At 71.2% G+C, this 25,719-nt stretch carries 16 protein-coding genes and 2 pseudogenes; 10 read left to right on the top strand and 8 right to left on the bottom strand.

Going from position 1 to position 25,719, the window contains the following annotated elements; all coding sequences use genetic code 11:
• Positions 1-61: 61 nt before the first annotated feature.
• Both ABD236_RS26655 and ABD236_RS26650 read right to left on the bottom strand, forming a co-directional pair.
• Positions 62-6,241, bottom strand: a complete 6,180-nt coding sequence (locus ABD236_RS26655) for an amino acid adenylation domain-containing protein (protein ID WP_344077722.1) — start codon at positions 6,239-6,241, stop codon at positions 62-64.
• Between the two features lie 87 nt (positions 6,242-6,328).
• A complete protein-coding gene (locus ABD236_RS26650) occupies positions 6,329-6,535 on the bottom strand; it encodes an MbtH family protein (protein ID WP_344077720.1) in 207 nt (68 codons plus the stop codon).
• Between the two features lie 255 nt (positions 6,536-6,790).
• Between ABD236_RS26650 and ABD236_RS26645 the strand changes: the two genes are divergently transcribed.
• The 10 genes and pseudogenes from ABD236_RS26645 (at position 6,791) to ABD236_RS26600 (ending at position 20,427) form a co-directional block, all read left to right on the top strand.
• Positions 6,791-8,116: an MFS transporter gene (locus ABD236_RS26645; protein WP_344077718.1), complete on the top strand. Its 1,326-nt coding sequence runs from the start codon at positions 6,791-6,793 to the stop codon at positions 8,114-8,116.
• Positions 8,117-8,137: 21 nt separating this feature from the next.
• Positions 8,138-8,590, top strand: a pseudogene (locus ABD236_RS26640) (M15 family metallopeptidase); the annotation flags it as partial.
• A gap of 135 nt (positions 8,591-8,725) precedes the next feature.
• Positions 8,726-9,082 (top strand): hypothetical protein, encoded by a 357-nt coding sequence (locus tag ABD236_RS26635; protein WP_344077716.1) that lies wholly within the window; start codon positions 8,726-8,728, stop codon positions 9,080-9,082.
• A 139-nt stretch (positions 9,083-9,221) separates the two neighbouring features.
• The gene (locus tag ABD236_RS26630; protein WP_344077714.1) at positions 9,222-10,919 is read left to right on the top strand and encodes an FG-GAP-like repeat-containing protein; all 1,698 of its coding nucleotides are present in this window, start codon (positions 9,222-9,224) and stop codon (positions 10,917-10,919) included.
• Positions 10,920-11,327: 408 nt separating this feature from the next.
• Complete coding sequence (locus ABD236_RS26625) at positions 11,328-11,774, top strand: hypothetical protein (RefSeq protein WP_344077712.1); 447 nt, start codon at positions 11,328-11,330, stop codon at positions 11,772-11,774.
• An 8-nt stretch (positions 11,775-11,782) separates the two neighbouring features.
• Positions 11,783-13,603 carry an alpha/beta hydrolase gene (locus ABD236_RS26620; RefSeq protein ID WP_344077710.1) on the top strand — a complete coding sequence of 607 codons (1,821 nt, stop codon included), beginning with the start codon at positions 11,783-11,785 and terminating at the stop codon, positions 13,601-13,603.
• Between the two features lie 228 nt (positions 13,604-13,831).
• Complete coding sequence (locus ABD236_RS26615; protein WP_344077708.1) at positions 13,832-14,293, top strand: hypothetical protein; 462 nt, start codon at positions 13,832-13,834, stop codon at positions 14,291-14,293.
• Between the two features lie 604 nt (positions 14,294-14,897).
• A complete protein-coding gene (locus tag ABD236_RS26610) occupies positions 14,898-15,392 on the top strand; it encodes a hypothetical protein (protein WP_344077706.1) in 495 nt (164 codons plus the stop codon).
• A 49-nt stretch (positions 15,393-15,441) separates the two neighbouring features.
• Entirely contained in the window at positions 15,442-16,329 is an 888-nt protein-coding gene (locus ABD236_RS26605) for a hypothetical protein (protein ID WP_344077704.1), read from the top strand.
• A gap of 375 nt (positions 16,330-16,704) precedes the next feature.
• The gene (locus ABD236_RS26600; RefSeq protein WP_344077702.1) at positions 16,705-20,427 is read left to right on the top strand and encodes an SGNH/GDSL hydrolase family protein; all 3,723 of its coding nucleotides are present in this window, start codon (positions 16,705-16,707) and stop codon (positions 20,425-20,427) included.
• 258 nt (positions 20,428-20,685) lie between these two features.
• Here the strand turns inward: ABD236_RS26600 and ABD236_RS26595 are convergent, their stop codons facing one another.
• The 6 genes and pseudogenes from ABD236_RS26595 to ABD236_RS26570 form a co-directional block, all read right to left on the bottom strand.
• On the bottom strand, positions 20,686-21,489 hold the full coding sequence (locus tag ABD236_RS26595) for an MmyB family transcriptional regulator (protein ID WP_344077700.1): 804 nt from the start codon (positions 21,487-21,489) through the stop codon (positions 20,686-20,688).
• Between the two features lie 358 nt (positions 21,490-21,847).
• Positions 21,848-22,378, bottom strand: coding sequence for a GNAT family N-acetyltransferase (locus tag ABD236_RS26590; RefSeq protein WP_344077698.1), 531 nt, complete (start codon positions 22,376-22,378; stop codon positions 21,848-21,850).
• 294 nt (positions 22,379-22,672) lie between these two features.
• Positions 22,673-23,332 (bottom strand): class I SAM-dependent DNA methyltransferase, encoded by a 660-nt coding sequence (locus tag ABD236_RS26585; RefSeq protein ID WP_344077696.1) that lies wholly within the window; start codon positions 23,330-23,332, stop codon positions 22,673-22,675.
• A 396-nt stretch (positions 23,333-23,728) separates the two neighbouring features.
• Complete coding sequence (locus tag ABD236_RS26580) at positions 23,729-24,265, bottom strand: DinB family protein (RefSeq protein ID WP_344077694.1); 537 nt, start codon at positions 24,263-24,265, stop codon at positions 23,729-23,731.
• A gap of 126 nt (positions 24,266-24,391) precedes the next feature.
• Positions 24,392-24,519: pseudogene (locus ABD236_RS26575) on the bottom strand (VOC family protein); the annotation flags it as partial.
• A gap of 43 nt (positions 24,520-24,562) precedes the next feature.
• The gene (locus ABD236_RS26570; RefSeq protein WP_344077692.1) at positions 24,563-25,681 is read right to left on the bottom strand and encodes a DUF5937 family protein; all 1,119 of its coding nucleotides are present in this window, start codon (positions 25,679-25,681) and stop codon (positions 24,563-24,565) included.
• Positions 25,682-25,719 lie beyond the last annotated feature (38 nt).

Genomic DNA, 25,719 nt, shown 5'->3' with positions numbered 1-25,719 from the left:
GCGGGCGGTGGTCGGCCGGCGGGGGTCGGCCGCCCGGCCGGAGGAGGTCGGCGCTGGTCGCTCAGCCCCGGGGGCGCATCCGGCGCAGGGCGGGCCGCGCCCTGCGGGCCCCGGCCAGCCGCTCGGCGAGCCCGGCCACCGTGGGGGCGTCGAAGACGGCGCCGACCGGCACTTCGACGCCGAACGCCGCCCGGATGCGGCTGACCAGCCGGGTCACCAGCAGCGAATGGCCGCCCAGGTCGAAGAAGCTGTCGTCGGTGCCCACCGTGTCGACCCCGAGGATCTCGGCGTACATCCGGCACAGCGCCTCCTCCCGAGGGCCGTTCGGCGGACGGCCGCCGCGGGCCGGGGCGGGGCCCGGTGCGGGCAGCGCGGCGCGGTCGACCTTGCCGTTGGGCGTCAGCGGGAGGCTGTCCAGGACGACGACGGCCGAGGGCACCATGGAGCCGGGCAGGAAGGCGGCGGCGCGGCGCAGCACCGCGTCCCTGAGCCGGTCGGCGCCGGGCGCGGCGGTCGCGGGGGTGTTGACGTGGGGGCCGGGCGCGGGCGCGGGACCCGCCTCCTCGGCGGCGAAGTCCCCTGCCTCGGCGGCGTGCGGATCCCACACCGCGTCGAAGAACGCGGGACCCGCCGCGCACGGGCGCAGCACGACCCGCCCGCCCACCCCCTCGACGGCCCGGGCCAGTTCCTCGGGGTCCACCGCCCCGGCCTGCTCCCGCCCCAGCAGGCGCAGGTCGGCCGTCAGACGGGCGTTGGGGATCCGGGTGAGCCGGACCCGTCCGCCCGCCCGTACGAGACCGGGTACGTCGGCGAGCGCACGCACCTCCTCGCCCCACACCACCACCGCGGGGCCCTCGCCCGCCGCCGCGAGGGGCGCCGTGCGCAGCACCACGTCATACCGGTACCGGCTGAGTTCGTTGTGGTGACTCCCGCGCTTGAGACGGATGTCGTACGAGGTGAACCGGTCCGAGGCCGCGACCAGCGCGCGGAAGTAGTCGGGGTCCACCAGCAGTTCCCGCTCCCTGGCCAGGTTCCGTTCCAGGGCGGCGGCGTGGGCGGGGCTGCCGGGCGCGGCGCCGCCGCGGTGGGCGGCGACGGCGGCGTGGAAGCACTCCAGGAGCCGGAGGTCGCGTACGTCGCCCACGAAGACGCGGCCCCCGGGAGCCAGCGCCGCCGCCGCGTTCGCCAGGACGCGCGTGAGGTAGTCGCCGCTGGGGAAGTACTGCGCCACCGAGTTCAGGACGACAGTGTCGAAGTGCCCTTGGGGGATACCGCTCGCGTCGTCGGCGGCCTGGTTCAGCAGCACGACCCGGCCGCGAAGGTCCGCCTGCTCCGCGACCTGCCGCCGCAGCCCGGCGATCGCCTCCGAGGAGAGGTCCAGGCCCCAGTACTCCTCGGCGCCGCCCGCCAGGCGGGAGAGCAGCAGCCCGCTGCCCACCCCCAGTTCGAGCACCCGGCGGGGCCGCAGCGCCGCGATGCTCCGTACGGTCTCGCGCCGCCACTCGCGCATCTCCTCCAGCGGGATGGCGGTGCCGTCGTAGCTGCTGAGCCAGCCGCCGAAGTCCTCGCCGAACGGGGCCGGGGAACCCTTGGCGGGCACCGAGTCGAGCACCCGCTTCCAGGCACCCAGCGAGGCGCTCTCGGCCAAGGCCCCCTCCCGCCGCGGGACGACGTGGGCGACGATCCTGCGGTCGCCCTGCCCGTCCTCGCGTACGGTCACCACCGCGTCGCGGACCTCGGGCAGAGCGGCGATCACGGCCTCGATCTCGCCGAGTTCGACGCGGTGGCCGCGTATCTTCACCTGGTGGTCGGCGCGTCCGGCGAACTCCAGCTCGCCGTCGGCGTTCCAGCGCGCCAGGTCACCGGTGCGGTACATACGGGTGCCGGGCGCGCCGAAGGGGTCCGCGACGAACCGCTCCGCCGTGGTGGCGGGCCGGTGGAGGTAGCCCTGGGCCAGGCCCGCCCCGGCCGCGTACAGCTCGCCCACCGCTCCGGTCGGGACGGGCCGCAGCCGCGCGTCGAGCACGTACAGGCGCGTGTTGCGCACCGGGCGGCCGATCGGCGGCGCCTGACCAGGTGTCAGGGGGCCGCTCATGCTGGCGCAGACCGTGGTCTCGGTCGGCCCATAGGCGTTGACCAGTGTGCGGCCGGGGGCCCAGCGCCGGACCTGCTCCGCGCCGAGCGCCTCTCCGGCGGCCACCAGCGTGCCCACACCGGACAGCGCCTCGGGCGACAGGACGCCGAGCACCGCGGGCGGCAGGGTGAGGTGGGTGACGCGCCGGTCGGCGACGAGGGCGTGCAGTTCGGGCCCCGGCCGCAGGCGTGCCCTGGGCGCCAGGACGAGCGCGGCGCCGGCGGACAGCGCCATCGACACCTCCCAGAAGAAGGCGTCGAAGCCCAGGGCGGCGAACTGGAGCACCCGGCTGTCCGGGCCGGCGCCCAGCGAACGGCGCTGGTGGGCGGCCAGGTTCGCGAGGCCGCCCTGGGTGACGACGACGCCCTTGGGGCGGCCGGTGGACCCGGAGGTGTAGATCACGTACGCGGGCCGGTCGGGGCCGCGGACGGGCTCGGCGCGCCGCCGGTCCGACGGGAGGGCCGCCACGTCCGCAATGGTCTCCGCGCTGTCCAGCCGTATCCGGCGCAGCCCTTCAGCGCCGTCGGGCAGGGTGGTGGGCCCGTTCGTCAGCAGCAGGGCGGGCGCCGCGTCGGCGAGTACGTGGGAGACGCGCTCGGCGGGGTGGTCCGGGTCCACCGGGAGGTAGGCGGCCCCGAGCTTCATCACCGCGAGGACGGCCACCGGGAGCTCCAGGGACCTCTCGATTGCCGAGGCCACCACCGTGCCGACGCCGACCCCCCGCCCGGCCAGGAAGTGGGCCAGCCGGTCGGCCCGGGCGTCGAGTTCCCCGTACGAGAGCCGGTCCTGCTCGAAGAGCACGGCGGTGGCGTCCGGGGTCCGCCGGGCGTGCTTCTCGACGAGCTCGACGAGGGTGGGTGCCTTCTCGTCGTCGCCCGTACGGTTCCACTCGGCCAGGAGCCGGTGTTCCTCGGCGGCGCCCAGCAGGTCGTAGCCGCCGATGCGCCGGTCCGGGTCGGCGGCCGCGGCCTCCAGGAGGCGCAGCAGGCGTGCCGCGAGGGCCTCGGCGGTGGGGGTGCGGAAGAGGTCGGCGGAGTACTCCAGGAATCCGCCGAGCCCGCCCGGGCCGCCGTCCGCCGCCCGCCGCTCGGTGACGGACAGCGCGAGGTCGAACTTGGCGGTGCCCGTGGCGACCGGCTCGGGCCGCACGTCCACGCCATCGAGGTCCCACACCGCGTCCGGGGTGTTCTGGAAGGCCAGCAGGACCTGGAAGAGCGGCTGCCGCCCGGCCGCGCGGGCCGGGTTGAGCGCTTCGACGAGCCGGTCGAAGGGCAGGTCCTGGTGGCCGGAGGCGGCCAGGGCGGTCTCCCGGACCCGGGCGAGGAGGGTGCGGAAGGTGGGGTCGCCGGAGGTGTCGGTGCGCAGGACCAGGGTGTTGACGAAGAACCCGACCAGGTCCTCCAGGGCGGGGTCGCCGCGCCCGGCCGTGACCGCGCCGACGGGTATGTCCTCGCCCGCGCCGAGCCGGGTCAGCAGCGCGGCCAGGGCCGCCTGCACCACCATGAACAGGGTGCAGTCGTGCGCGCGCGCCAGCTCCAGGAGCGCGCGGTGCGTCTCGGCGCCGCACGCGAAGGGCACCGAGCCGCCCGGGCGGGTGGCGGTGGCCGGGCGAGGGCCGTCGACCGGCAGGGCCAGCGCCTCGGGCAGCCCGTCGAGCTCCTTGGTCCAGAAGGCCAGCTGCCGCTCCAGCAGGCTGTCCGCATCGCCCGGGCGGCCCAGGAGCGCGTGCTGCCACTGGGCGTAGTCGGCGTACTGGACGGGGAGTTCGGGCCAGTCGGGCGCCGCGCCGTCGCGGCGGGCCCGGTAGGCGGCGGCCAGGTCGCGCGCCAGCGGCCGCAGCGACCAGCCGTCGCTGGCGATGTGGTGCGTCACCAGGAGCAGGACGTGGGTGTCGGGGCCCAGGGCGAACAGCGCGGCGCGCAGCGGCGACTGGGCGGCCAGGTCGAAGGGCGCGAGGACCGCGTCACGGAGCAGCCGCGCCAGGTCCTGGTCCCCGGCCGTCCGCACGGGCACCTCGGGGCCGGCCGTTTCCGCGTCGAGGATGTGCTGGTGGGGCTCCCCGTCGTGGTCGGGGAAGACGGTGCGCAGCGACTCGTGGCGCGCCACGACGTCGCCCACGGCCGACCGCAGCGCCGCCACGTCCAGGGCCCCGGTGAACCGGAAGGCCACATGCTCGTTGTACGAGGGGTTCGGCCCCTCCAGGCGGTCCAGGAACCACAGGCGCCGCTGGGCGGCGGAGAGCGGCAGCCGCTCGGGGCGCGGCAGGCGCCGCAGTACGGGCCGTACGGTCCGGTCCGCGCCGAGCCGCCTGGCGAGCCGCGCGGGCGTCGGCGCCTCGAACACGTCGCGCACCGCCAGCTCCGCGCCCGCCTCGGCGCGGACGCGGCCGACGAGCCGCATGGCGAGCAGGGAGTGGCCGCCGAGGTCGAAGAAGTCACTGTCGGCGGATACCGGCCCCGCCCCCAGCACCTCGGCGAACAGGGCGCACAGGAGCTCTTCGTGCGGTGTACGGGGGGCTCGGCCGCCCTCTCCCTTCGCGGGGGCGGGGGCGGGCAGGGCCGAGCGGTCGGTCTTCCCGTTGGGCGTCAGAGGGAAGGCGTCGAGGACGACGACGGCGGAGGGCACCATGGGGGCGGGCAGGGCGGCGGCGCAGCGCTCGCGCAGCGCGGCGGGCTCCAGGCCGGCGTCGGCGGAGGCGGCGGTGACGTACGCGACGAGGCGACCACCGGGAGCGTCCTGATGGGCCGTCACCACCGCTCTGGCGACGCCTGGTTGACGTGCCAGCACCGCCTCGATCTCTCCCGGCTCGATCCGGTGTCCGCGCAGCTTGACCTGGCCGTCGGTCCGCCCGAGGTAGGCGAGGTCACCGCCGGGCAGGCGGCGCACCAGGTCGCCGGTCCGGTACATACGGGTGCCCGGCGGCCCCGTCGGGTCGGCGACGAACCGCTCGGCGGTGTGGCCCGGTCGCCCCGCATACCCCTGCGCGACACCGGCTCCGGCGAGGTACAGCTCCCCTGCCGCGCCCTCGGGGACGGGCCGCAGGGCGGCGTCGAGGACGTGGGCGGTCACGCCGGGGAGGGGCGAGCCGATGTGGGGGGTGAGGTTGGTGACCTGGGCGGCGGGGCCAGTGATCCGGGCGGGGCCGGTGATCCGGGCGGCGGTGGAGTCGACGGTGCACTCGGTCGGCCCGTACAGGTTGACGGCGTCCACCAGGCCGCGCCCGGAGAGGTCGGCCAGGTCCGCCCACATCGCCTCCGGGACGGGCTCGCCGCCGAGGAACAGCCGCAGCGGGCCGGTGTCCGCCGTGCCGCGCACCACGTGCGGGCGCAGGAGTTCCCAGTGCGAGGGGGTCGCGTCGAGGTCGGTGACGCGCTGCTCGCGCAAGAAGCGCGCGAACAGGGCGGGGTCGGCGCGCAGTTCGTCGGTGGGGAGTACGAGGGTGTCGCCCCGGCAGACCCTGGCCCACTGCTGGACCGAGGCGTCGAAGCCGAGCCCGGCGTTCCACGCGACCCGTGCGGGCTCGGCCGGGTAGATGCCCGAGCACTCCAGGGAGTGGAGGAGGTGGGCGACGTTGCGGCGGCTGACGAGGACGCCCTTGGGGTGACCGGTGGTGCCGGAGGTGTACATCACGTAGGCGGTGTGGTGGTGGCCTGAGGGCACCGCCTCGGGCGAGGACACCGCCTCGGGCGCTGGCGCCGCGCCGCCGCCCTGCCCCGTAAGACGGTCGAGGTCGACGGTGACGATCCCCGCCGGGGGCTCCGCACCGCCCAGGTGGGACGAGGTGAGCTGGACCCGGGCCCCCGCGTCCTCGGCCTGGAACCGCAGCCGTTCGTCGGGGTGGGCGGGGTCGAGGGGGAGGTAGGCCGCCCCCGACCGCCACACGGCGAGCATCGCGGCCACCAGGTCCGGGCAGCGGGGCAGCCGGACGGCCACCACGGCTCCGGGCCGCACACCGGCGTCGCGCAGGACGGCGGCGATCCGCTCGACCCGGTCGCACAGTTCGCGGAAGGTGAGCGACTGCGAGGGCGTGGACACGGCGACGCGCTCCGGATGCAGTGCGGTCGCCGCTGCGAACCGCCGGAGGAGGTCGATCCCGCCACCGTCCACGAAAGCTCCTAGTTCGTACGAGCAGGCCGAAGTATTTGCTACCGCGACCAAAAAGTTCAGCCGTAAACGAAGCCGCAAACGACCCGACTACTGCTGCGCGTTCCGCAGGCTCAGTGGCCGCATGTCGGTCCACGCGTGCTCCACGTACTGGAGGCAGTCGGCGCGGCCGTCAGGTCCGTGCGCCACGGCCCACCCCTCCGGCACGGACGTTTCCGCTGGCCAAAGGGAGTACTGCTGCTCGTCGTTGACGAGGACCAGGAACTGTCCGGCCTCGTTCTCGAAGGGATTCGTCATGCAAGTCGCCCCGCTTCCATCCAGATACGCACTCGGCGGCCATGAACTTCGGTGATCCTAAGCAGCAGTTGAGCAGGCCACCTACCCTTGCGAATGGGAATGTGATCTTCTTAACGCGGCACCCGCCGAACCGGTGGTCCGCCGGTGAATCGCCGATGAGCGGCCGATGACCGCGGCGGCGCCCACACCCCCCGAGACCCGCCGGATCCGACCCACGGCCGGGCCCGAAACACCCCCTGGAAAGGCGCTCGCACGATGACCACGGAACCGGCCGAGGGCCACCAGGCCACCCCACCGGCACAAGACCCAACGGCACGACCGGAGCGCGGACTGGGGCGAGGCCTGCTGGCACACCGCAACTTCCGCCTCCTGCTGGTAGGGGAGACGACGAGCAAACTCGGCACGAGCGTCACCTCGGTGCTGCTGCCGCTCACCGCCGTCGGCACGCTCGACGCGTCCCCCTTCGCGGTCGGTCTGCTGACCGCGGCTCCCTGGCTGCCCTGGCTGGTCCTCGGGCTGCCCGCCGGGGCATGGGTGGACCGGATGCGGTGCCGCGCGGTGATGCTCTGCTGCAACCTGATCTCGGCGGTGCTGTACGCGAGCGTCCCGGTGGCGTGGTGGCTGGGCGCGCTCACCATGGGCCACCTGCTGGCGGTGGCCCTGCTGGCCGGCGCGGCGTCCGTGTTCTTCTCCACGGCGTACTCGGCGTACCTGCCCAGCCTCGTAGCCCGGTCCGAACTGCTCGAAGGCAACGCGAAACTACAGACCGGCGACCAGACCACCCGGGTGGCGGGCCCCGGCCTCGGCGGCCTCGTAGCGCAGACCGTGGGCAGCGCGCCGGGCCTGCTGCTCGACGCGCTCTCGTTCCTGGTCTCCTCGGCGTGCCTGCTGCGTATCAACGCACAGGAGCAACGCCGGGCTCCCCAGACCCGACGCATCCGCGAGGAGATATCCGACGGCCTGCGCTTCGTGGTCCACGACCGTTACGTACGCACGGTCACCGTCTACGGGGCGGCGCTGAACCTGGCGCTGGCCGCGTACCAGGCGGTCCAAGTCGTCTTCCTGGTCCGCACGGTGGGGGCCGGGCCCGGCCTGGTCGGCGTACTGCTGGCCTGCGGCGGCCTTGGGGGCGTAGTCGGAGGCCTCGCCGCCACCCCGCTGACCCGCCGCTTCGGCACCGCCCGGGGCGTCCTGCTCATCCAGCTCGCGGCGGCCCCTTTCACCCTCCTCATCCCCCTGACCGCCCCCGGCGCCCGCTTGTCGCTCTTCGTCGTGGGCTCGACGGTGCTGATGGCGGGCGTGGTGGCCTGCAACGTCGTCCTGGTCAGCTTCCGCCAGACGTACTGCCCACCGGAGCTGCTGGGCCGCGTCACGGCGACGACACTGGCACTGAACTACAGCACGATCCCCCTCGGCGCGATCCTCGCCGGCACGGCCACCACGACCCTGGGCGCCCGCCCGACGATGTGGCTGGTGGCCGTCGCCCTGATCGCGACGACGGGGGTGCTTGGGGGGTCGCCGGTTCGGGGGGTGCGGGATCTTCCCCAGAGGCAGGCTCACGAGCACGTGGCGGGAGGGTGACTTCCGCGCAGGATGCGACAGCGGTACTTCGAGGAGTACGCCGACACTCTGCGGGCCGAGCACCCGCGCTGGTCCGACACCCGGATCCGCGCCGCCGCCAGCCGTTACGTGTCCCCACCCGAGATCGCCCCGCACAGCGCCGGCGCCGCCGTCGACCTGACGCTCGCCGACGCCGACGGGGTCGAGCTCGACCTGGGCACCCGTATGAACGCCACTCCGGAGGAGAGCGCGGGCGCCTGCTACACCCGAGCCGCCAACATCAGCGCCCGAGCGCGCGAGAACCGCACCGTCCTGGCCGCCTCCCTGACCGCGGCGGGCCTGGTCAACTACCCCACGGAGTGGTGGCACTGGTCCTACGGCGATCGCTACTGGGCCCTCGCCACCGCGGCACCGGCCGCCCTGTACGGGCCCGGGGAGATCGGCGGCCGGCCCGCCCGTACCGCTGGGCGCGCCGCGGCCGACAGGGACCGGTAGCCGGTCACCGGCGGTCGGGGGCCCAGGCCCTGCTGAGTACAGACCCCGCACACGTGAGTACACAAGCGCATGCCGCCCCGCCGCCTTCCGCACGAGGATCTTGGTCAGACCCCAACGCGAAGGAACGGTCCGACCATGAACCCCACCACCTACGCCACCCTGTACGGCCCCTACCAGCCGCCCCGGCCGCGCCCCCGTCACGGGAGGCAGGTCCTGGTCGTCGTGCTGGCCGCCGTGTTGTGGGCCATCACGTTCGTCTCGGTCGCGGAGCTGGCCTTCTTGGTGGGGATGGTGGCGCTCTGGGGCGCGGCGGAGGGGCAGCCCGTGGGGGAGTTCGTCATGACGTTCGTCGGGATCGTCGGCGTGGCAACCACGCTGCTGGTCGCCCTCGCCTTCGCCCCCGGGGTACGCCGCCTCGCCCCGGCGATGCGGCTGCTGCTGCTCGGGGCACTGGCGTGCCCCGTGCCGACGGTCTACGCGGCGCTGGTGTAGGCCCGGATCGGTTGACTCCATGCCCGTACCGGCGTACCGAGCGCCCGACCCACCAGGTAGTCTCCTCCCGCGCCAGGGGGGATCACCAGGCGCTGCAGCGGCCGCAACAGGCCGCCCACCCTGCCCTGGGGGCACCTTCATGCGTCAGTCCAGAACTCGTGCTGCCCTGGTGGCCGCCGCGGCCACCACCCTGAGCGCCTCCGGTCTCTGCGCGGCACAGCCCGCCGCCGCCGACGCCGGATTCTTTCCCACCGTACGCAACCTCACGCTCGGGCCCGGCCACAGCTGGGGTCCGGCTGGGAGCGCCGGGGGCACGCCGGACGGGACCGTCGTCTACGCGTTCAGCAAGGCCCCGCTCACCGACGCCTCCTGGAGCGGTGGCGGTCTGCCCGGAGGGCTGAGCGCGAGTGCCGGGAGCGACGGATGCACGGTGTACGCGGGCGCGCCGGGCGTCTTCGCCTGTCCCGTGACCACTGTCAACGTCTTCGACCAGCCCGAGGTCGCGGCGAGCGCGTCGGCGGCCAACGACACCACCGCGTACGTGGGTGTCGCCTACGCGCCGCGCGGGGCGAGCGTCGCCGCCGCCGTCAAGGCCGCCCAGTTGGCCGGGACCACCTCCGATCCGGAGAACCCGACCGCCGCCGTCATCAAGGTCAAGACGCCCGAGCAGGTCGCCAAGAGCAGCGTCACGCTGTCCACCCCGGACGTGCCGCTGAGCGCCTCGCTCGTACAGAGCGTGCACGTCCACGCCGCAGACCCCGGCCATCTGACCGTGAACTTCGAGCGCACCAGCGACGAGCGCTACTTCGACATGGACGAGCTGGACATTTCCGTCCAGTCGGTGGACGGGGGGCCGGGCAGCTCCTGCGACCACACCCTCGGCTCCATCGGCAGCGGCGGTGACACCGTGAGCTGCGACCTGCCCGCGGGCGAGCACACCGTCACGTACACCCTCGCCTCCGGCCCCTCCGTCGCCGCCTGGAAGATCAAGGCGCGCGCCGACTTCGAGGTCGTCAACTACGGCAGCGGCAACCCGGAGGCCGAGAGCACCTTCGCCGTCACCAGCCCCTACCCCGTACGCGACCGCTACCGCCTGTTCGCCCGCGACGCCAAGGGCCTGCTGCGGTACTACGACGGTACGGGCACGGCCGCCGCGCCGTACGGGGAGCGGCAGTTCCTCAGCGACGGCTGGCAGCAGTACACCGCGCTCGGCTCGCTGGGCCCGGTCACCGTGCACAGCACCGGTGACCTGGTGGCCCGTGACAAGAGCGGGGTGCTCTGGCACTTCAAGGGCAGCGCCGACGGCAGCCTGTTCTCGGCACGCACGAAGGTCGGCGGGGGCTGGAACACCTACAACACGCTCGTCGGCACCGGCGACGTCAGCGGCGACGGCCGCGCCGACCTCGTCGCCCGCGACGCCTCGGGCGTGCTGTGGCTCTACCGCGGCACGGGCGAGCAGGCCGCGATGTTCACCGCGCGTACGAAGATCGGCGGCGGCTGGAACACGTACACCGCGCTCACCGCCCCCGGCGACCTGACCGGCGACGGCCGGGCCGACCTGCTGGGCCGCGACGCGTCCGGTGTGCTGTGGCTGTACCGGGGCACCGGCAACCCGGCGGCTCCGTACGCCTCCCGTACGAAGATCGGCGGTGGCTGGAACACCTACACCGCCCTCAACGGCACCGGCGACCTCACCTCCGACGGCCGCGCCGACCTCGTCGCCCGCGACGCGGCCGGTGTGCTGTGGCTGTACCGGGGCACCGGCAATGCGGCAGCGCCGTACGCGTCGCGTACGCGGATCGGTGGTGGGTGGAACACCTACAACATCCTGTTCTGACCTCGGCTTCGGCCGCTCCCTTCCCCGACGTGCGGCAAGCTGTCGGGGAAGGGGCCCGTCGGCGGCGACGGGCGATCGGCAAGCGGCAAGCGGCAAGCGGCAAGCGGCAACGCAAGACAAGGGCCCCGGTCTCCATCACGGAGACCGGGGCCCTTGTTCGTCGAGCGCTGGGCAGGCCTTGCACCTGCATCTCCCCACAGGAAGTGGGGCGCCTTTCCTTGGACCACCAACGCCGGGCCCGCATCCGCTCTTCAGCGGCGCAAGCTCAAGATCCACTATAGCGCATGCCGGGCGCCCCGGAACACCGCTCTGAGTACCCGTACTCAGAAGATCCCGTTCCGGTCCTTGTAGCCTGGCGGCGGCACAGGGCAGGGTGACGCACGGGACAGGTGTACCAAAGGGGGACGAGTGAGTTCGTTCGCGCAGGAGTGGGCTCAGCTCAAGAGCGGGCCCGCGGGCCGGGGCGGGATGCGGCTGGCGGGCGCCGACGACGGCAACGGCGGCAACGGCAGCGGCAAGGGCGACGTCCAGTCCAGCAAGGCCGCCTGGACCGCGGCCGGGAGCGCCGTCGGCGAGCTGAGCGGTGACGTCAAGAAGGCGCTGACCGCTCTGGAGACCGGACAGCAGGGGCTGGCCACCGGCGGCGGTGTGGAGAGCGCGGCCGCGCAGTCCGAGGTCTACGAGAGCTGGAAGACGTATCTCGACAAGCTCTCCGGCCGGTGCACCGCGCTCCAGGGCAGCCTCCAGCGGGCCGGCAACGACCTGCTGCTGACCGACGACAACATCAAGGGCCTCTTCGTGGAGCTGGGCAAGCAGTACCAGGACACCCCGGCCGTCGGCGGCGAGGGAAAGTGACCTGAGCCATGGACATCGAGACCCTCAAGACGCTCAAGCTGCACGAGTTCGAGGAGGCCGCGAGCGGATACCGCTCCTCCAGCGACATGGCCAGCGGCGCCAAGGACGCCCTCGAGCAGCGGATCACCGCGCAGATGCAGAAGGCCCTCAAGGGGGCGGCAGCCGAGGCGGCTGTGGGCCAGCTGCGCGAAGTGGCCAAGGACTTCCACTACGTACAGGTCGAATGCGGTCTCGTCGCCACCGCCCTGAAAGCCTTCGCGGCCGACATGCGCCCCGCCCAGGACAAGCTGACGCGGGCGCTGTCGGAGGCGGCGGAGCACAAGTTCACGGTGGGCGCGGACGGGGCGGTCAGCTATCCGGCGGCGGGGAAGAACCCGGGCGGGGACCCGCCGGGGCCCAGCTCGGCGAAGGGCACTACGGACGAAGGCGCCCGGCGAATGTACGGCCAGGCGGCCCTCTTCGACCCGAACCCCAACTACAAGATCGCCCAGGACATAGCGAACCGCATCGCCGAGGCCCTCAAGGAAGCCACCGACGCGGACCACAAGTGGGCACCGCAACTGCGCAAACTCAAGGCGGACGACGACCTGGTCGTCTCCGACGGGGACTGGGCGGACGTCGCCAAGGACACCGAAGGCGTCCAGGCAGCGGGGAAGCACTACCTCGACTCCCTCCCCCAGCCCCCCAAGGACGGCAGCCCCAAGGCCAACGCCGACTGGTGGAAGAAGCTCGACCCCGACCAGCAGGCCGCCTGGGTCGCCCTGCACCCCGACACCCTCGGCGGCCTCGACGGCCTGCCCGCCACCGTCCGCGACGAAGCCAACCGCATGGTCTTCGACGAACGACGCGGCCAGTACCAGACCGAACTCAACGGCATCCCCAAACCACCCGCCAACGAGTGGACGTGGATCACCGCCGGGTCGTACCCCGCCAAGGTGCACACCGATGAGTGGATGGAGTGGGAGAAGAAGTACGGGGACCGGTACCGGCATCTGGAGTCGTCGCTCAAGGGGATGGGGGCTATTCAGAACCGGTTCGACCAGACCGGGAAGGAAGGCCTGCCGGAGGCGTATCTGCTCGGGTTCAGCCCGGAGGGGCACGGGAGGGCCATCCTCGCGAACGGCAATCCCGACACGGCTCAGCACCAGGCGGTGTACGTACCCGGTACGACGTCCAACCTTGAGGGGTTCGGGGGAAGCATCGACCGTATGACCGAGTTGTGGCGCACCACGCACCAGGTGACGCCCGACGCGTCGGTGTCGACCATCGCCTGGCTCGGCTACGACGCCCCGCAGGACATCGTCAAGGACGCGCCCTTCGAGCACTACGCCTATGACGGGGCGCCCGCCTACCGCAAGTTCATGGACGGCCTCGACGCGTCCTACAGCGCCCCCGGCGAGCCACACCGCACGGCCATCGGCCACTCGTACGGCACCACGCTCATCGGCGCGGCGGCCCAGAAGGGCGACCTCAACGCCGATGACGTGATCTTCGCGGGCAGCCCGGGCGTCAAGGTGGGCTCGGCCGACGAGATGGACGTACCCAAGGGGCACGTGTGGAACGAGGAGGCCGACGGCGACAAGGTCCCGGACATCGGCCGCTGGGGCCACGGCGGCAGCCAGTGGAAGATGGGCGGCGGGGTGTTCCTCATCCCCAGCGACGAGGTCTTCGGCGCCAACCAGATGAACACGCACCCGGAGGGCAGTGGCCCGACGGCGACCAAGGGATCGCACGGGCACAGTGAGTACTGGGGCAGAGACACCACGGCCCTGAAGAACCAGGCACTGGTGGTGGTCGGCAAGTACGGCAACGTCACCGCGCCTCAGTGATGAGACGTGAGTGATGGGACGTATGTGATGAGACGTACGCCCAGTCGTAGACACTGACCGCCCGCGCCGCCGGGACCCGACCGCCACCGACCCGACCGCCACCGACCCGATCGCACACCACCAAGGACCCGCATGCTCCGCGCACCGCTCCCCGCTGCTCGCCGGCGCCGCCCGGGCAGCGCGCTGTTCCCTCTCGTACTGACCGGCCTTCTTCTCAGTGGATGTGGCATGAATAACGACGACACCCCGAAGATTCCCCTCGCGGGCACGGCCCGCACCGACGACGCGGTCGCGGCCGTGAAGGCGGTCTCCAGCCAGATCTACGAGTTCACCGGCGTGCCCGGCAAGGCATCGGAGCCCGGGCCCGGTGTGAAGGCGTGCGAGGGCAGGGACCCGGAGAAGTACTTCCAGGTCTACCACCCGTGGAACTTCGCGCCGACGTCCGCCGCGGACAACGACGTCGCGATGAAGCACCTCAAGGAGAAGCTGAGCACGGGCGGTTGGGTGGTCAAGGACGATTACGTCGACAACAGCCCGAACAAGAACCGCAACCTGGTCGCCGACAACGACTCCAAGAAGATGAGCGTCTCCGTCGTCGCCTACAGCAAGGACGACCGCCCGAGCCTGGGCATCGCGGTCACGTCCGGCTGTTACCGGGTTCCTGAGGGGGAGACGATCAAGCACTCGTAGGGGGGCGGTCCGCCGGGGCACTCCGGCTGATGGACAACTCCAGCCCTCAGTGCACTTGTAGGCGCCCGTCCCGGGCAGCACCACGCCCCTTCCGCCTGCGGCGGAGGGGGCGCTTTCATGGACGGCGGATTCGCTCGGAGCCTTCCCGCAGCCGCGTGTCAGGCAGAGCAGAATAACCGGGGATTTTTCTCCGGGTAAACAATGCGGGGAATCGCCTCACCCGAGCGAAGGCGATCCGAGCCGGGGCGGAATAAGACACATCGCGGCGCCGACAACGAGGCACAAGAATGGCGTCGGAGATGTAAGCGTCTGAGTCGCAGCAGGCCAGTGGGGGCCGAGGCGCATGGGACGAGCGGGTAAGACCCTGTCCACTTTTCACCGCAGTAAATCAAAATCATCGAAAACCCGTACGAGTGAGCTCTCTCCAAGGGCTACTGTCGCCCCTGATACACCGCGGCCGGCAACGGGGAAACGCACCATGATCAGCCAAGCGATGTCGAGCTGGCCCACAGCGCGTTGAGCGGTCACCCAGTAGGTACCCGACGCCGTTCGGTGCACCGATCCGGCCCCGCCACACCCGCACTCGTACCCGAAAGGGAGAAACATGCGCAGAGCCATCACGGCAGCCGTGGGCGCCGCAGCGGCACTCCTTGTCGCCATTCCTGTCGCTGCCGCCGACGACCCCGTCCCCATGCCACCGGACGCCGACACGCTGAACCTGGGCGCCAGCGGAGAGGTCCTCTGCGGAGATCCGGACGACTCTTCCTTCAAATTCCACATTTACTACAACTCGGGCCCGGCGGGCTCGTACCGCAATATCGGATACAGCGTTTATGACTTCGACGCCCTGCGTCCCGGTGACGGCCATGTCCACCCGCTCAAGTTCTGCTTGCTGGGCGTCAGTTCCCCGTGGCCCGGCTCGGGTCAGCACATCAAGAACAACGCGGCCGCCGGCGAGAACACGCACTACAAGTACATGGCCCGGGTGTACTACAACAGCGGATACAAGGGGAACCAGGACGCGATCGGCCCCTACCAGAGCGTCGGGCAGTTCCGGAACGTCTACAACGAGGACGCGTCGTTCCAATGGACGGCCTGACCGGCACCACACTGCATCGGAACCAGGGGAAGGCTGAGGACCTGCCACTATGAGCAACAACAGGGCGATCAAGAAGGCAACGGTACCCGTGCTGGCCGCGGTCGCGGTAGGAGCGGTCGCCGTTGCCGCGTTGTCCGCGAACTCGTCGTCCGACGGCGGCAAGACCACGACCGCCGGGGCGAGAAATGCAGCTGCCTTACCCATCACAGCGGGCGATTCGGCCGATCCCGCACAGTGGAGGCTGCCCATCGAGACCTACATGATCTCCAGGGCCGATGCCCGGCTGGTCAGCAGCAGCCGGGACAGGGTGATCGCCGCGTGCATGAAGAGGGCGGGCTTCCCGCAGTGGGCGCCGGCCCCGGACCTTCCCCCTCTCGGAGGCAGGACCGAGACGGACTGGCGGTACGGCATCCACGACGCCGCGCAGGCGGCCAAGCACGGCTACCACCCGGATGCCGCGGACCAGCAGGCGTACGACCGAGCCATGATGGCCGGTGCCGTGGACGAGTCCGGCGCGGATCCGAAGGTCTTACAGGGATGTTTCCAGTCGGCTGGGGGGACCGTTCCGGCTGTGACCCGCTCCGACCTGGTGGAACGCATCAAGGGCGACTCGTTCAGGGAGTCGGTCAAGGACCAGAAGGTGACCACGGTCTTCGCGCAGTGGTCCACATGCATGAAGGCCAAGGGCTACTCGTACGCGAAGCCCATGGACGCCAACGACGACAAGCGCTTCAACGACCCTCACCACATCACCGACTTGGAGATCGCGACCGCCACAGCGGACGTCGCCTGCCGAAACCGGTACCACGTGGAGAGGACGTGGTACGAGGCTGAGGTGGCGTTGCAGACCAGGGCCATCAAGGCCAACCAGGCCGCGCTGAACGAGGTCCGGGCCGCCAACAAGGACACGGTGAGCAAGGCGTCCGCAGCCCGTTGACGACGGTTCTCGACGTGTGGCTGGGAAGTCCGTATGCCCTCCTGGTGGAGGTCGCGGTCGTCCCGCAGATCAAGCGGCTCGCTTCCCTTTCTGAACATGGGAGATTCCTTGAGACAGAGACCAGGACCGAGATACGGGGCACGATTACCCTTCGCCGTCGTCACCGCGTCCCTGGCGGTCATGAGCCTGCTGCCCGGTGGCCGGGCCTGGGCCGGGCCGACGGCTGCGGAGGGGGCACAGGTCACTTCGATACCGGACGCCGGGGTCAGGGGCGACAGGGGAGGTCCGCAGCCGCCCCGTCAGGAGGGCTCCTCCAAGGTGGTGTCCCCGGACGATGTCCTGCCCCGTACGTGGAAGCGGTCCGACGATCGCGCGGTGACGGTGGCCGGCGACGGGTCCGGCCTGCATGTGCTGGCGGCCGACAGCAGCCAGGCCTACGAGTGGCGGACGGTCGCCACCCTCGCGGAACCCGGTTTCGGCACCGGTCTGTGGATCGGCAACGCCTGTGTGACCGGCTCCGGCGAACGGGCCGTCGTCGTCTACGCGCCCCGGGAGTTCACCAACAGGCCCGCGCTGATGGAACGCGGCGGCTTCGCGGCCGTCGTCGACCTGACCGACGGCAAGGTGACCAAGCTCGCCGACACCGTGACCCTGGCGTACTTCTCACCGGGCTGCGGCACCGGCGAGACCGCCGTGCTCACCCAGGTCGGCGGTGACGAGGACGGCCGGACGCGGCTGTTGACCGTCGACACCACGAGCGGCGCAGTCACCCGCGAGCAGACCGAGAACGTCCAGGTCACCTCAGCGGTTCCCGTCGGGGACCGTGTCGTCGGGGCCGCCGCCGGCCGACTGGTGTCCTTCGGCCGGGACAACCGCGCCACCGAACTCGCCACCACCTCCGGTCCGGCCTTCCAATTGCGCGCCGACAGTCAGGGCGGCGTCAGCTTCCTCGACCTGGCGGGCGGCAGGGCCCGCGCCCGGCGGACCGCCAACGGCCGCACGACGACGTTCGCGCAGGGTCCCGTGGGCGCGCTGGGTCTGCGGGCCGGCACCGGTGGGCGGGTCTTCCTCACCGGTGCGCCCACCTCCACCACCGTGCTGCCCGTGCCGGTGCGACGGCTGAAGGCGGCCGCGGACGCGACGGTGTCCTCCACCGGCGCGCTCGCCATCGGGCCGGTGGTCTCCGAGAGCCTGCGCAGCCACGTCAGCAGTCCGCCGGCGGCCACGGCGTGGAACGCGGCCGCGCCTGTGCGTATCACCGCACAAGTCCCGTCCACCGGGAAGACGGTCTCGTTCACCGCGGGTCAGGACGCGCCCGCGGCTGCCGGGCGGAGCCCGTCGCCGGCCCTGAACGCTTCCCGCACCCGCGCGACGCAGGCCGGGCCGGGGGCGTCGGCCCCGGCGGCGGGCGGTGATCCCCACTCCACCGTCGACACCGACCGCGCCTGCTCGATGCCGCGCAACGATCCCGCGCAGCAGGCGTACCAACCGACCCCCAACCAGGTTGAGTGGGCCGTCGACATGGCCATCCGCGGCAACCTCACAAGCGCCTACATCCGCCAGGGCGGCTGGCGGACCGCCGCCGGGCTCGGCACGGTCGACCCGCAGGGCATGTTCCCGCTGCCCGCCCTCGCCGGGACGAACGGCGGCCGCATCCCCGCGCAGGTGCTGCTCGGGGTCCTGGCCCAGGAGTCCAACCTCTGGCAGGCCGAGGGCGGCGCCCTGCCCGGCCAGACCAGCTCCACCCTGGCCAGCACCAACGGCTTCTACGGGCACCCGAGCAGCCCGGCCACCCCCCAGGACCACTGGCGCATCGACTGGAACGAGGCCGACTGCGGCTACGGCATCGGCCAGCAGACCGACGGGATGAAGATCGGCGCTCCCGACGAGCTACCTCCCGACCGGCAGAAAGCCATCGCGCTCGACTACACCTCCAACATCGCGGTCGCCGCACGGACCCTCTCGCAGAAGTGGAACGAGCTGCACACCGTCGGCCCGCAGCCCAACGCCATCAAACTCAACACCGACGACCCGGCGGCCCCGGAGAACTGGTTCGCCGCGCTGTGGAACTACAACTCCGGGATGAACCACTACGTCCCGGCCTCCCCGACCGAACCCTGGGGCCTGGGCTATCTGAACAACCCCTCCAACCCCCTCTACCCGCCGGACCGGCACGCCTTCCTGGACAACAACGCCTACGCCGATGCCGCCTTCCCGCAGAGGTGGTCGTACGCGGAGAAGGTACTGGGCTGGGGTGCCTGGCCGATCGACACCGGACGCTCGTACGCGGACACCGGCGTCACCAACAAGGGCAACACCGCCGGGTACTCCCCCGCGTGGTGGAGTACGGGCGGGAACCGCTCCACGGTCAAGCCCGGGCTGGACATCTTCTGCAAACCCACGGAGAACGCGTGTGATCCGGCCGCGCCACCGCGCTGCGAGATCGACCACATGGGGCCGAGCTGCGACCCTCCGCACTGGTACCACGTCCCGCAGACCTCCTGGAAGGTCGACTGCCCCTCCACCTGCGGTCACGAGTACCTGACGTACAAGACGCTCAAGGCCGAACTGGGCAACGGCGACAACGGCGCAGGCAGCATGTGCGACAACTCCGTACCGTCCGGTGCCCTGGTGGTCGACGACGTGCCCTCCTCCGTTCCGGCCTTCACCGACGGGTGCGGCAAGTCCGGCTGGACCAACTCCGGCTCGTTCGGCTTCAGCCCGTTCAGGGCCGACACGCAGAACCACTACGAGGCCAAAGGCGACCTGCACCAGATCGGCGGAGCCTTCGGCGACCACTTCTGGTACGCCCACACCCGCGACAGCGCACACGGCATCGACCTGATGCAGGTGACCGGCACCTGGACTGTCGGCAAGACCCTCGACAACCAGTGGGCCCGCGTCTTCGTCCACGTCCCGGACACCGGCGCCCAGACCCAGCAGGCCCATTACGAGATCGGCGGGCTGGCGGGGGGCGGGACCCGGGACCGGTACCTCAACCAGCACTACCGGGCGAACACATGGGTTCCGTTGGGCGCCTACCAGTTCAAGGGAGCGCCCAGGGTCAGCCTCTCCAATCAGACGGACGACGGCACCGCGGACGATGACGTCGCCTGGGACGCCGTCGCCTTCCAGCCCCTGAGCTGGAAGCCTCGGAACATGGTCGTCGTCATGGGGGACTCCTACTCCTCGGGCGAGGGCGCCGGCGGCTACTCGCCCGAATCCGACGCCGCCAACGGCGAGCCCGCGTGGAACGCGTGCCGTCGCAGTGCCAACTCCTGGGCGCTCAAGGCCTCCCTGCCCGACGCGCCGGGCTCCTCCATCGGGCAGCGCATCAACGACGCGGCCGGCGGATCGACCCTCGACTTCCACAATGTCAGCTGCTCCGGTGCCCTGACATGGAACGTCCGGGGAAAGTACACGGACGCTGCGGGCAACGACGTCGATACATGGCCCCTCTCCTGGCAGGATCGCGGCAAATACGCCCAGGGCGACGGCCAGTTCCACGAGGCAGCCCAGCTCACCTCCGGTGTTCTCAGCAGCGACACCACCCTGGTGGCTCTGACCATCGGCGGAAACGACGCCGGCTTTCCCAACGTGGTGCGGATGTGTGCCACGACAGGCTGCCCCTCCGACGGCGACGTCCGGCACGACGTCGACAGCGCCACGCCCAAGATCCAGAAGCTGCTCGAGGAGATTCATGGAAGGGCGGGCAACGCCAAGATCATCCTCATGGGATACCCACAGCTCTTCGACGAGAGCGCCGTCGGCTGTGCCAGCGGCGTCGGCGGGGCGGGGATGGCCCGTCTGAACGCGATGGCACGCTACATGGCCGAAAAGCAGGGAGAACTCGCTACCTCCCTCCAGGCAAAGGGGCTTCCGGTCACCTTCGCATCCCCCGATGATGACTTCGCGTACAAGCGCGCCTGCAACACTCCGGAAGGGGTCAACAAGGTGGTCGCAGCACCTCATGGTGACGGAGACTTCCGCTGCACCATCGGAGGAACCTGGTGTGTCAGCCGCGAGAGCTACCATCCCAACGGCGTCGGCACCGCTGCCTACGCTCAAGCATTCACCCGCGCCATAACGAAACTGTGATGCAGAGTGCCACATGAACCACGAGGCCATACCGCACCCTGGGCACAGGCACTGGGGTGTCTCGTGCTCCTGATCCTCATCCCGTTGATCATCTGGTTCCTGGTTTCTTTCCAGCACTCGGGTGCCATCCCCTGGTGAGATCGCGGGCCGGCTCCCACCCGCTGGTGCGGCGCCCATCGCCGCACCAGCGCCGGCCGATCCGGCCTTATGGATGACGGCCTACGTCTCACAACAGTCGACGGCATGCCGGGCGCCACGTCATATGTCCGGCCGGTCCGGCTCGAACAGGAGGGTCATATAGCGCGCCCCCGATGAGCCGAGGAACTGGGAGAGCATCATGGTGACCTGGCCCTCGCCGCGGATCGCGTGGCGCAGCGGCCGCCGGTCGCCGTCCGGGTGGATCTTCGTGCAGCCGCTCTCCTGGTACTGACGCCGCAACAGGGGCTCTTCCATGAGCTCGGTACGGATGCCCAGGAGGGCCGAGTCCTCGGGGTGGGCGGCCAGGGAAGCCCGCAGCGCCGGGACTACAGTGGGCAGCCACGCGTTCTCCCAGTCCATCAACGTGATGTCGCGTGCCTCCCGGTCCAGCAGCATCCAGGCCAGGGTGTTCTCCGGCGGCTCCCCGCGCAGGAACATCTGCGCGAACGGCTGGTTGTACAGGCGCAGGTTGTAACGGAAGTCCGTGATGTACGCCATCTCGCGTTGCCCGTCCAACACCTGTTGCCAGGAGGGCGGGACGTCCGTTTCGCCGGCCGGACAGAGCGGCACGGACGGCTCCGACCCGAAGTACTCCAGGTGCACATAGATGTACTCGCTGTCCGTGAACCTGAGCGCCCGGGCCAGCTCCAAGAGGTACGTCGGCGTCGGTCGCAGAGCTCCCGACTCGACCTTCTGGTACGTGCCGAAGGCCTTCCGCATCAGGAAGTCGACGTCCGTCTGACTCAGCCCCTTGACCCGTGGTCCGCGTCGGCCCGTGGCGGGGCGCGAGGGCAGCCCCGCCTCCTCGGGCCCAAGTGCCTCCCGGCGAGCCCGCATTACCTGCTGGATGACCTGACGATTCACGTGCTCTCCCCCAGAGCCATAGAGTCGAGTGATAAATTCCAGGTAGCGTAATACCGGAGATTGCCTTCCCGCTGTCAATCGATGACCCACCCCTCAGGATGAAACACCATCGGGATACGGAACGGCCGTCCGGGGTTTCCAGGAACGTACAGGAATGGCGAACGACGCGTTGCCCATTTCGGCAGTGCAGGGAGTGCGCCGAGAAGGCTCTCAATTGCACGGCGAATTCCGGCCGGTAGGCGGCGCGGGCGCAGAAATCCGGCCAAGTTCACGCTGGAACACCGCAGGGCAGTGGCTGCCTTGCCTCTCCGCCCGCCGATAACCGCACATCTTGGGGCCCCCGGGCCCAGCCCGCCCATCAAGGCCGCCGCACCGGCCGGATCATCGCCGTATAGACCGTGGACGCGCGCCGCTCCCGCCGATCGGCGACCCGCCGGTACCCCCACGCCTCGCACGCCGCCTGAAGCGCCCCGTCACCCAACTCCGAGTCCACCAGCAGCGTCACGCGCTCCTCCGGGCGCAGCGACAGCCACACCTCGTGGAGTTGGGCGGCGACGCCGCTGCCGCGCCAGGGCTCGCGTACGGCTATCTCGCCCAGGACGGCCGTCCGCTGCCCGGTCTCCCAGGTGACGTACTTCGGGAGCGGCACGATGAGGCCGGACCACCAGTCGGTGTCCGCCGCGAGTGAGAAACCGTGGCAGTAGCCGACGGCACGGCCGTTCTCGTAGCCGATGGCCGCCGTCCAGCCGGGCTTGGCGGCCGCCTCCGTCAGGCGGGTGTCGAAGGTGTCCGCCTGAGCGTCGCCCCACACCTCCCGGTGCACCTCCAGCAGGCCGTGCCTGACGTACGGGAGGTGTTCGGCGTCGGTGAGGCTGTACTCGACTGTCACGGATCCGCCGTCCTCTCACTCGGTGGCGCCACCCCGAGCGTCGCGGTGTGCCGCGTCGGATTCACTCCCCCAGGAACCGAGGCAGACAGGTTAGCCGAAAATCCGACCGAACCCGCTGTTTTGGATGGCGCGGCACCGCTGGCCCCGGCCCCGATCCCGTCCCCGTATACCTCGAAGCCGTCCCCGTGAAGCTCGTCGATGCCGAGTGCCTGGAGCGCCGATGGGCACGAGCGGCTCCGAACGCGTGACCTGCCCCTCTGGCACGGCAGGCAAGAGGGGCAGGGCAGGTTCACTTCACACAGTGGCGCGCACGATCAACGTGCCGATGTGACCAGGCTCAGGGGCATCGACAACCGTCGCGTCGACGTCGGTGAAGCCGGCCTTCAGCAACAGGTTCTGCCATTTACGAGGCGTGTAGCTGTAGCGGTAGGTGAACATCGCCTTCCCTGCGAAGCCTCCCTTGTACATGCCTTGCGGCCCGTACGCGCCGGGAATGGCCGGGGGGTGGGAGAACGCCAGGACCCCGCCGGGATTCAGCCGCTCGGCGATCAGCGGGAGCAGCTTTGCCGGGTCGGTGAACCACACGGCTCCGAAGATCGAGTAAATGGCGTCGTACGTGTCCGTGGCGGTGCTCAGGTGGTCCAGCACTTCGGCGCAGATGAACCGCGCCCCCAACGGCCCCCACCGTTCAGTGGTGTTCGCGACCATGACGGGCGAGAGGTCCACCCCCGTTGCCTTCACTCCCCGCTGCGCGAGGTAGGCGAGCGCTCGCCCCGTTCCGCACCCGATCCCCAGCACGGTTGCCGGATCTCCCAGCAGTTCGGCACCGAGCCCGTGCCCGGCGTACTGCGTCCAGCAGAAGACGGGTTCGGCTTCGAACACCTTGTCTTTGGTGCTTTCCGCGAAGGTGTCCCAGAGTTCGCGTTCGCTGTCGATGTCGTGTCGTGCGGGCAACAGGGCTTCCTCTGTGTCGGGGCGGGCAAGAGGGCGCCCCCGCCCCTCGTGCCGAATTGGGGGGCGAGGGCACTATCCGGGTTGCTGCGCCGATGCGGGGACGGCAGCAACTGTTGAGGTTGTCCAAGCTGTCTGGGATGGGTTTCTGACTGCTCCACCCTCAGTTGGCCACCCTGGATGCACAGATAGCCCCCGCGCCCGCCGCCCCGAAGGGTACGAGCGCGGGGGCTCTGTGATGCTGCGGGTCAGCCGACGAGGACGTTGGGCAGCCGTGCGCTGCATTCCCACCCCGAGCCCGCCGGCTAGTTGAGCGCCCCGGGCTCCTCCACGTCGATTCGCCCCGGCGCGCGGGAAGTGGCCCCCCGCGCACGATCGTACGGTCAGTCCCGGCCGGTACTACCCGTTCGCCAACGCCACCAACTCAAACGCCGTCTTTCCATCCAACGACTCCCGCACAATGTCCGCATGCCCCGCGTGCCGCCCGAACTCCTCGATCAGGTGGAGGAGGAACCAACGCATCGAGACCTGGCCGTCCTTGGGGAACCAGGGGGCGGGCGGCAGCGGGAAGGTGTCGTCCAGGGACGGGACCGTGCGGATGAACTCCTCGGTCTCGGCCGCGACGCCGTCCCAGAACGCCAGCATCTGCGGGACCGTCTCGTCGCCGACCAGGACGAAGCTCTCCTGCCACGTCGACTCGTCGCGCTGCCTCTCGTTGGGGCGCTGCTGGGCCAGGCGGAGCCAGATGAGTTCGCACTCGGCCACGTGCTTGAGCAGGCCGGACAGGGAGAGTTCGCTGGCGCTGGGGCGGCTCGCGGCCTGTTCCTCGGTGAGGCCGAGCAGGGTGCGCCGCAGGCCGCCGCGCTGGGCCTCGACGAAGGCCAGGAGCGCGCCGCGCTCGTCGCCACGGGCCTCTGCCGGTACGTGAGTGACCATGATGTCCGCCCTCGGGGTGTGCGCGGGGAGGCCTTGTGCCTTCCCCCTTGCAACACCCACGTTACGTACCAATGAGGTCAGTTCCTGGCCTCGATCCCCGGTCCGGCCCGGTCCGTTACTCCTTTACCAGCCGCCGGTGGCGCCCTTGGTGACCGGTTCGCGGATCTGGGCGGCCGTCTCCTGGGACATGGCCGGGGGCCGGGCCGCTCCAGCCGGATCTCGCGGTCGGGGTGGCCGGGGACGCGGATGGTCACGCTCTCCCGCAGCGGGAACCCACCGCCCATCACCCCACGGACCTCAGCGCAGCACGCCCTCGATGAAGTCGCTGCCCAGGCGCGCCACCACCGACAGGTCCAGCTGGTGGTACGCGTACCGGCCGCGCCGGCGCGTGACGATCAGGCCCGCCTTCTTCAGGGACGCGATGTGCCGGGACACCTCCGGCGCGCTGATGTCGTGCGCCGCCGCCAGCTCCGTCGTGGTGTACGCCGAGCGGGCCAGATAGCGGCACATCCGGATGCGCATCGGGTGGGAGAGGGCCTCCATCCGCAGTTCCAGGACGTCCAGCGAGCCCGGGCCCGGCAGGGACGGGGCCACCGCCGGGTAGTGGATCACCGGGCGCCAGCGCGGTGCGTGCAGCACCCACAGGTGGGGCCAGCCGAGCGAGGACGGGACGAAGGTGACGCCCGCGCCGACTGCCGTGTCCAGCGCGGTCGTCCGGCCGCTGGACAACTTGTCCACGCTGATACGGGAGCCGTCGCCCTCCAGGGACAGCGCGGGCGAGACCTCCGCGAGCGCCTCCGCCAGGCCCTTGTGACGCAGCACCTGCGTCTTGTGCCGTGCGTCGGCGGCGAGCTCGACCCGTACGCGCTGCCACACGTCGTCGAAGAACGCCTCCGCGCAGTCCTCGAAGAGGCGGCGGATCCAGGCCCGCACGGCCGGCGGGTCCTCGATGAGGCGGGTGGCGAACTCCCGTTGGCGCGGGCCACGGGCCGCCGCGCGCTCCAGGGCGTGCGCCCGGGCCCGGTCGTCGCTGAGCGGGGAGGGGCCGCCGCGCCCGTACTGGCTGGTGCACGAGATCTCCAGCGCCGCGTCCACGAACACGTCGTCGTCGAGCCGGTCCAGCTGGTCCAGGTCCTCGGCGAGGGTGGCGCCGGGGCGGCCGTGGGTGTCGGGCAGCGCGGCGAACGGCAGCGCGATGTCGGAGAACGAGGTGGTCCACAAGAAGTCCGCCTCGCACAGCCGGTCCGCGAGGTCCGGCTTGAGCGCGGCGTTGGTCGCGGTCGTCCACCCGTGCAGCCCGGGGTGGTGCCCCGGCTCGGCCAGCGCGTGCAGCGCCGTACACAGCTCGGCGAGCGGCGCCGGGCTGAACACGAGGCGCTCAGGGGGCAGTCCGGCGACGTCGATGATCACGCTCATGGGGACCATCGTGCCGGAGTTCACGCAGGTGGGCTACG

It is taken from the genome of Streptomyces crystallinus, from assembly GCF_039521265.1.
GTDB lineage: Bacteria > Actinomycetota > Actinomycetes > Streptomycetales > Streptomycetaceae > Streptomyces > Streptomyces crystallinus.
Note: the sequence above shows the minus strand (reverse complement) of the source record. Positions and strands in the feature narration are given on the sequence as shown.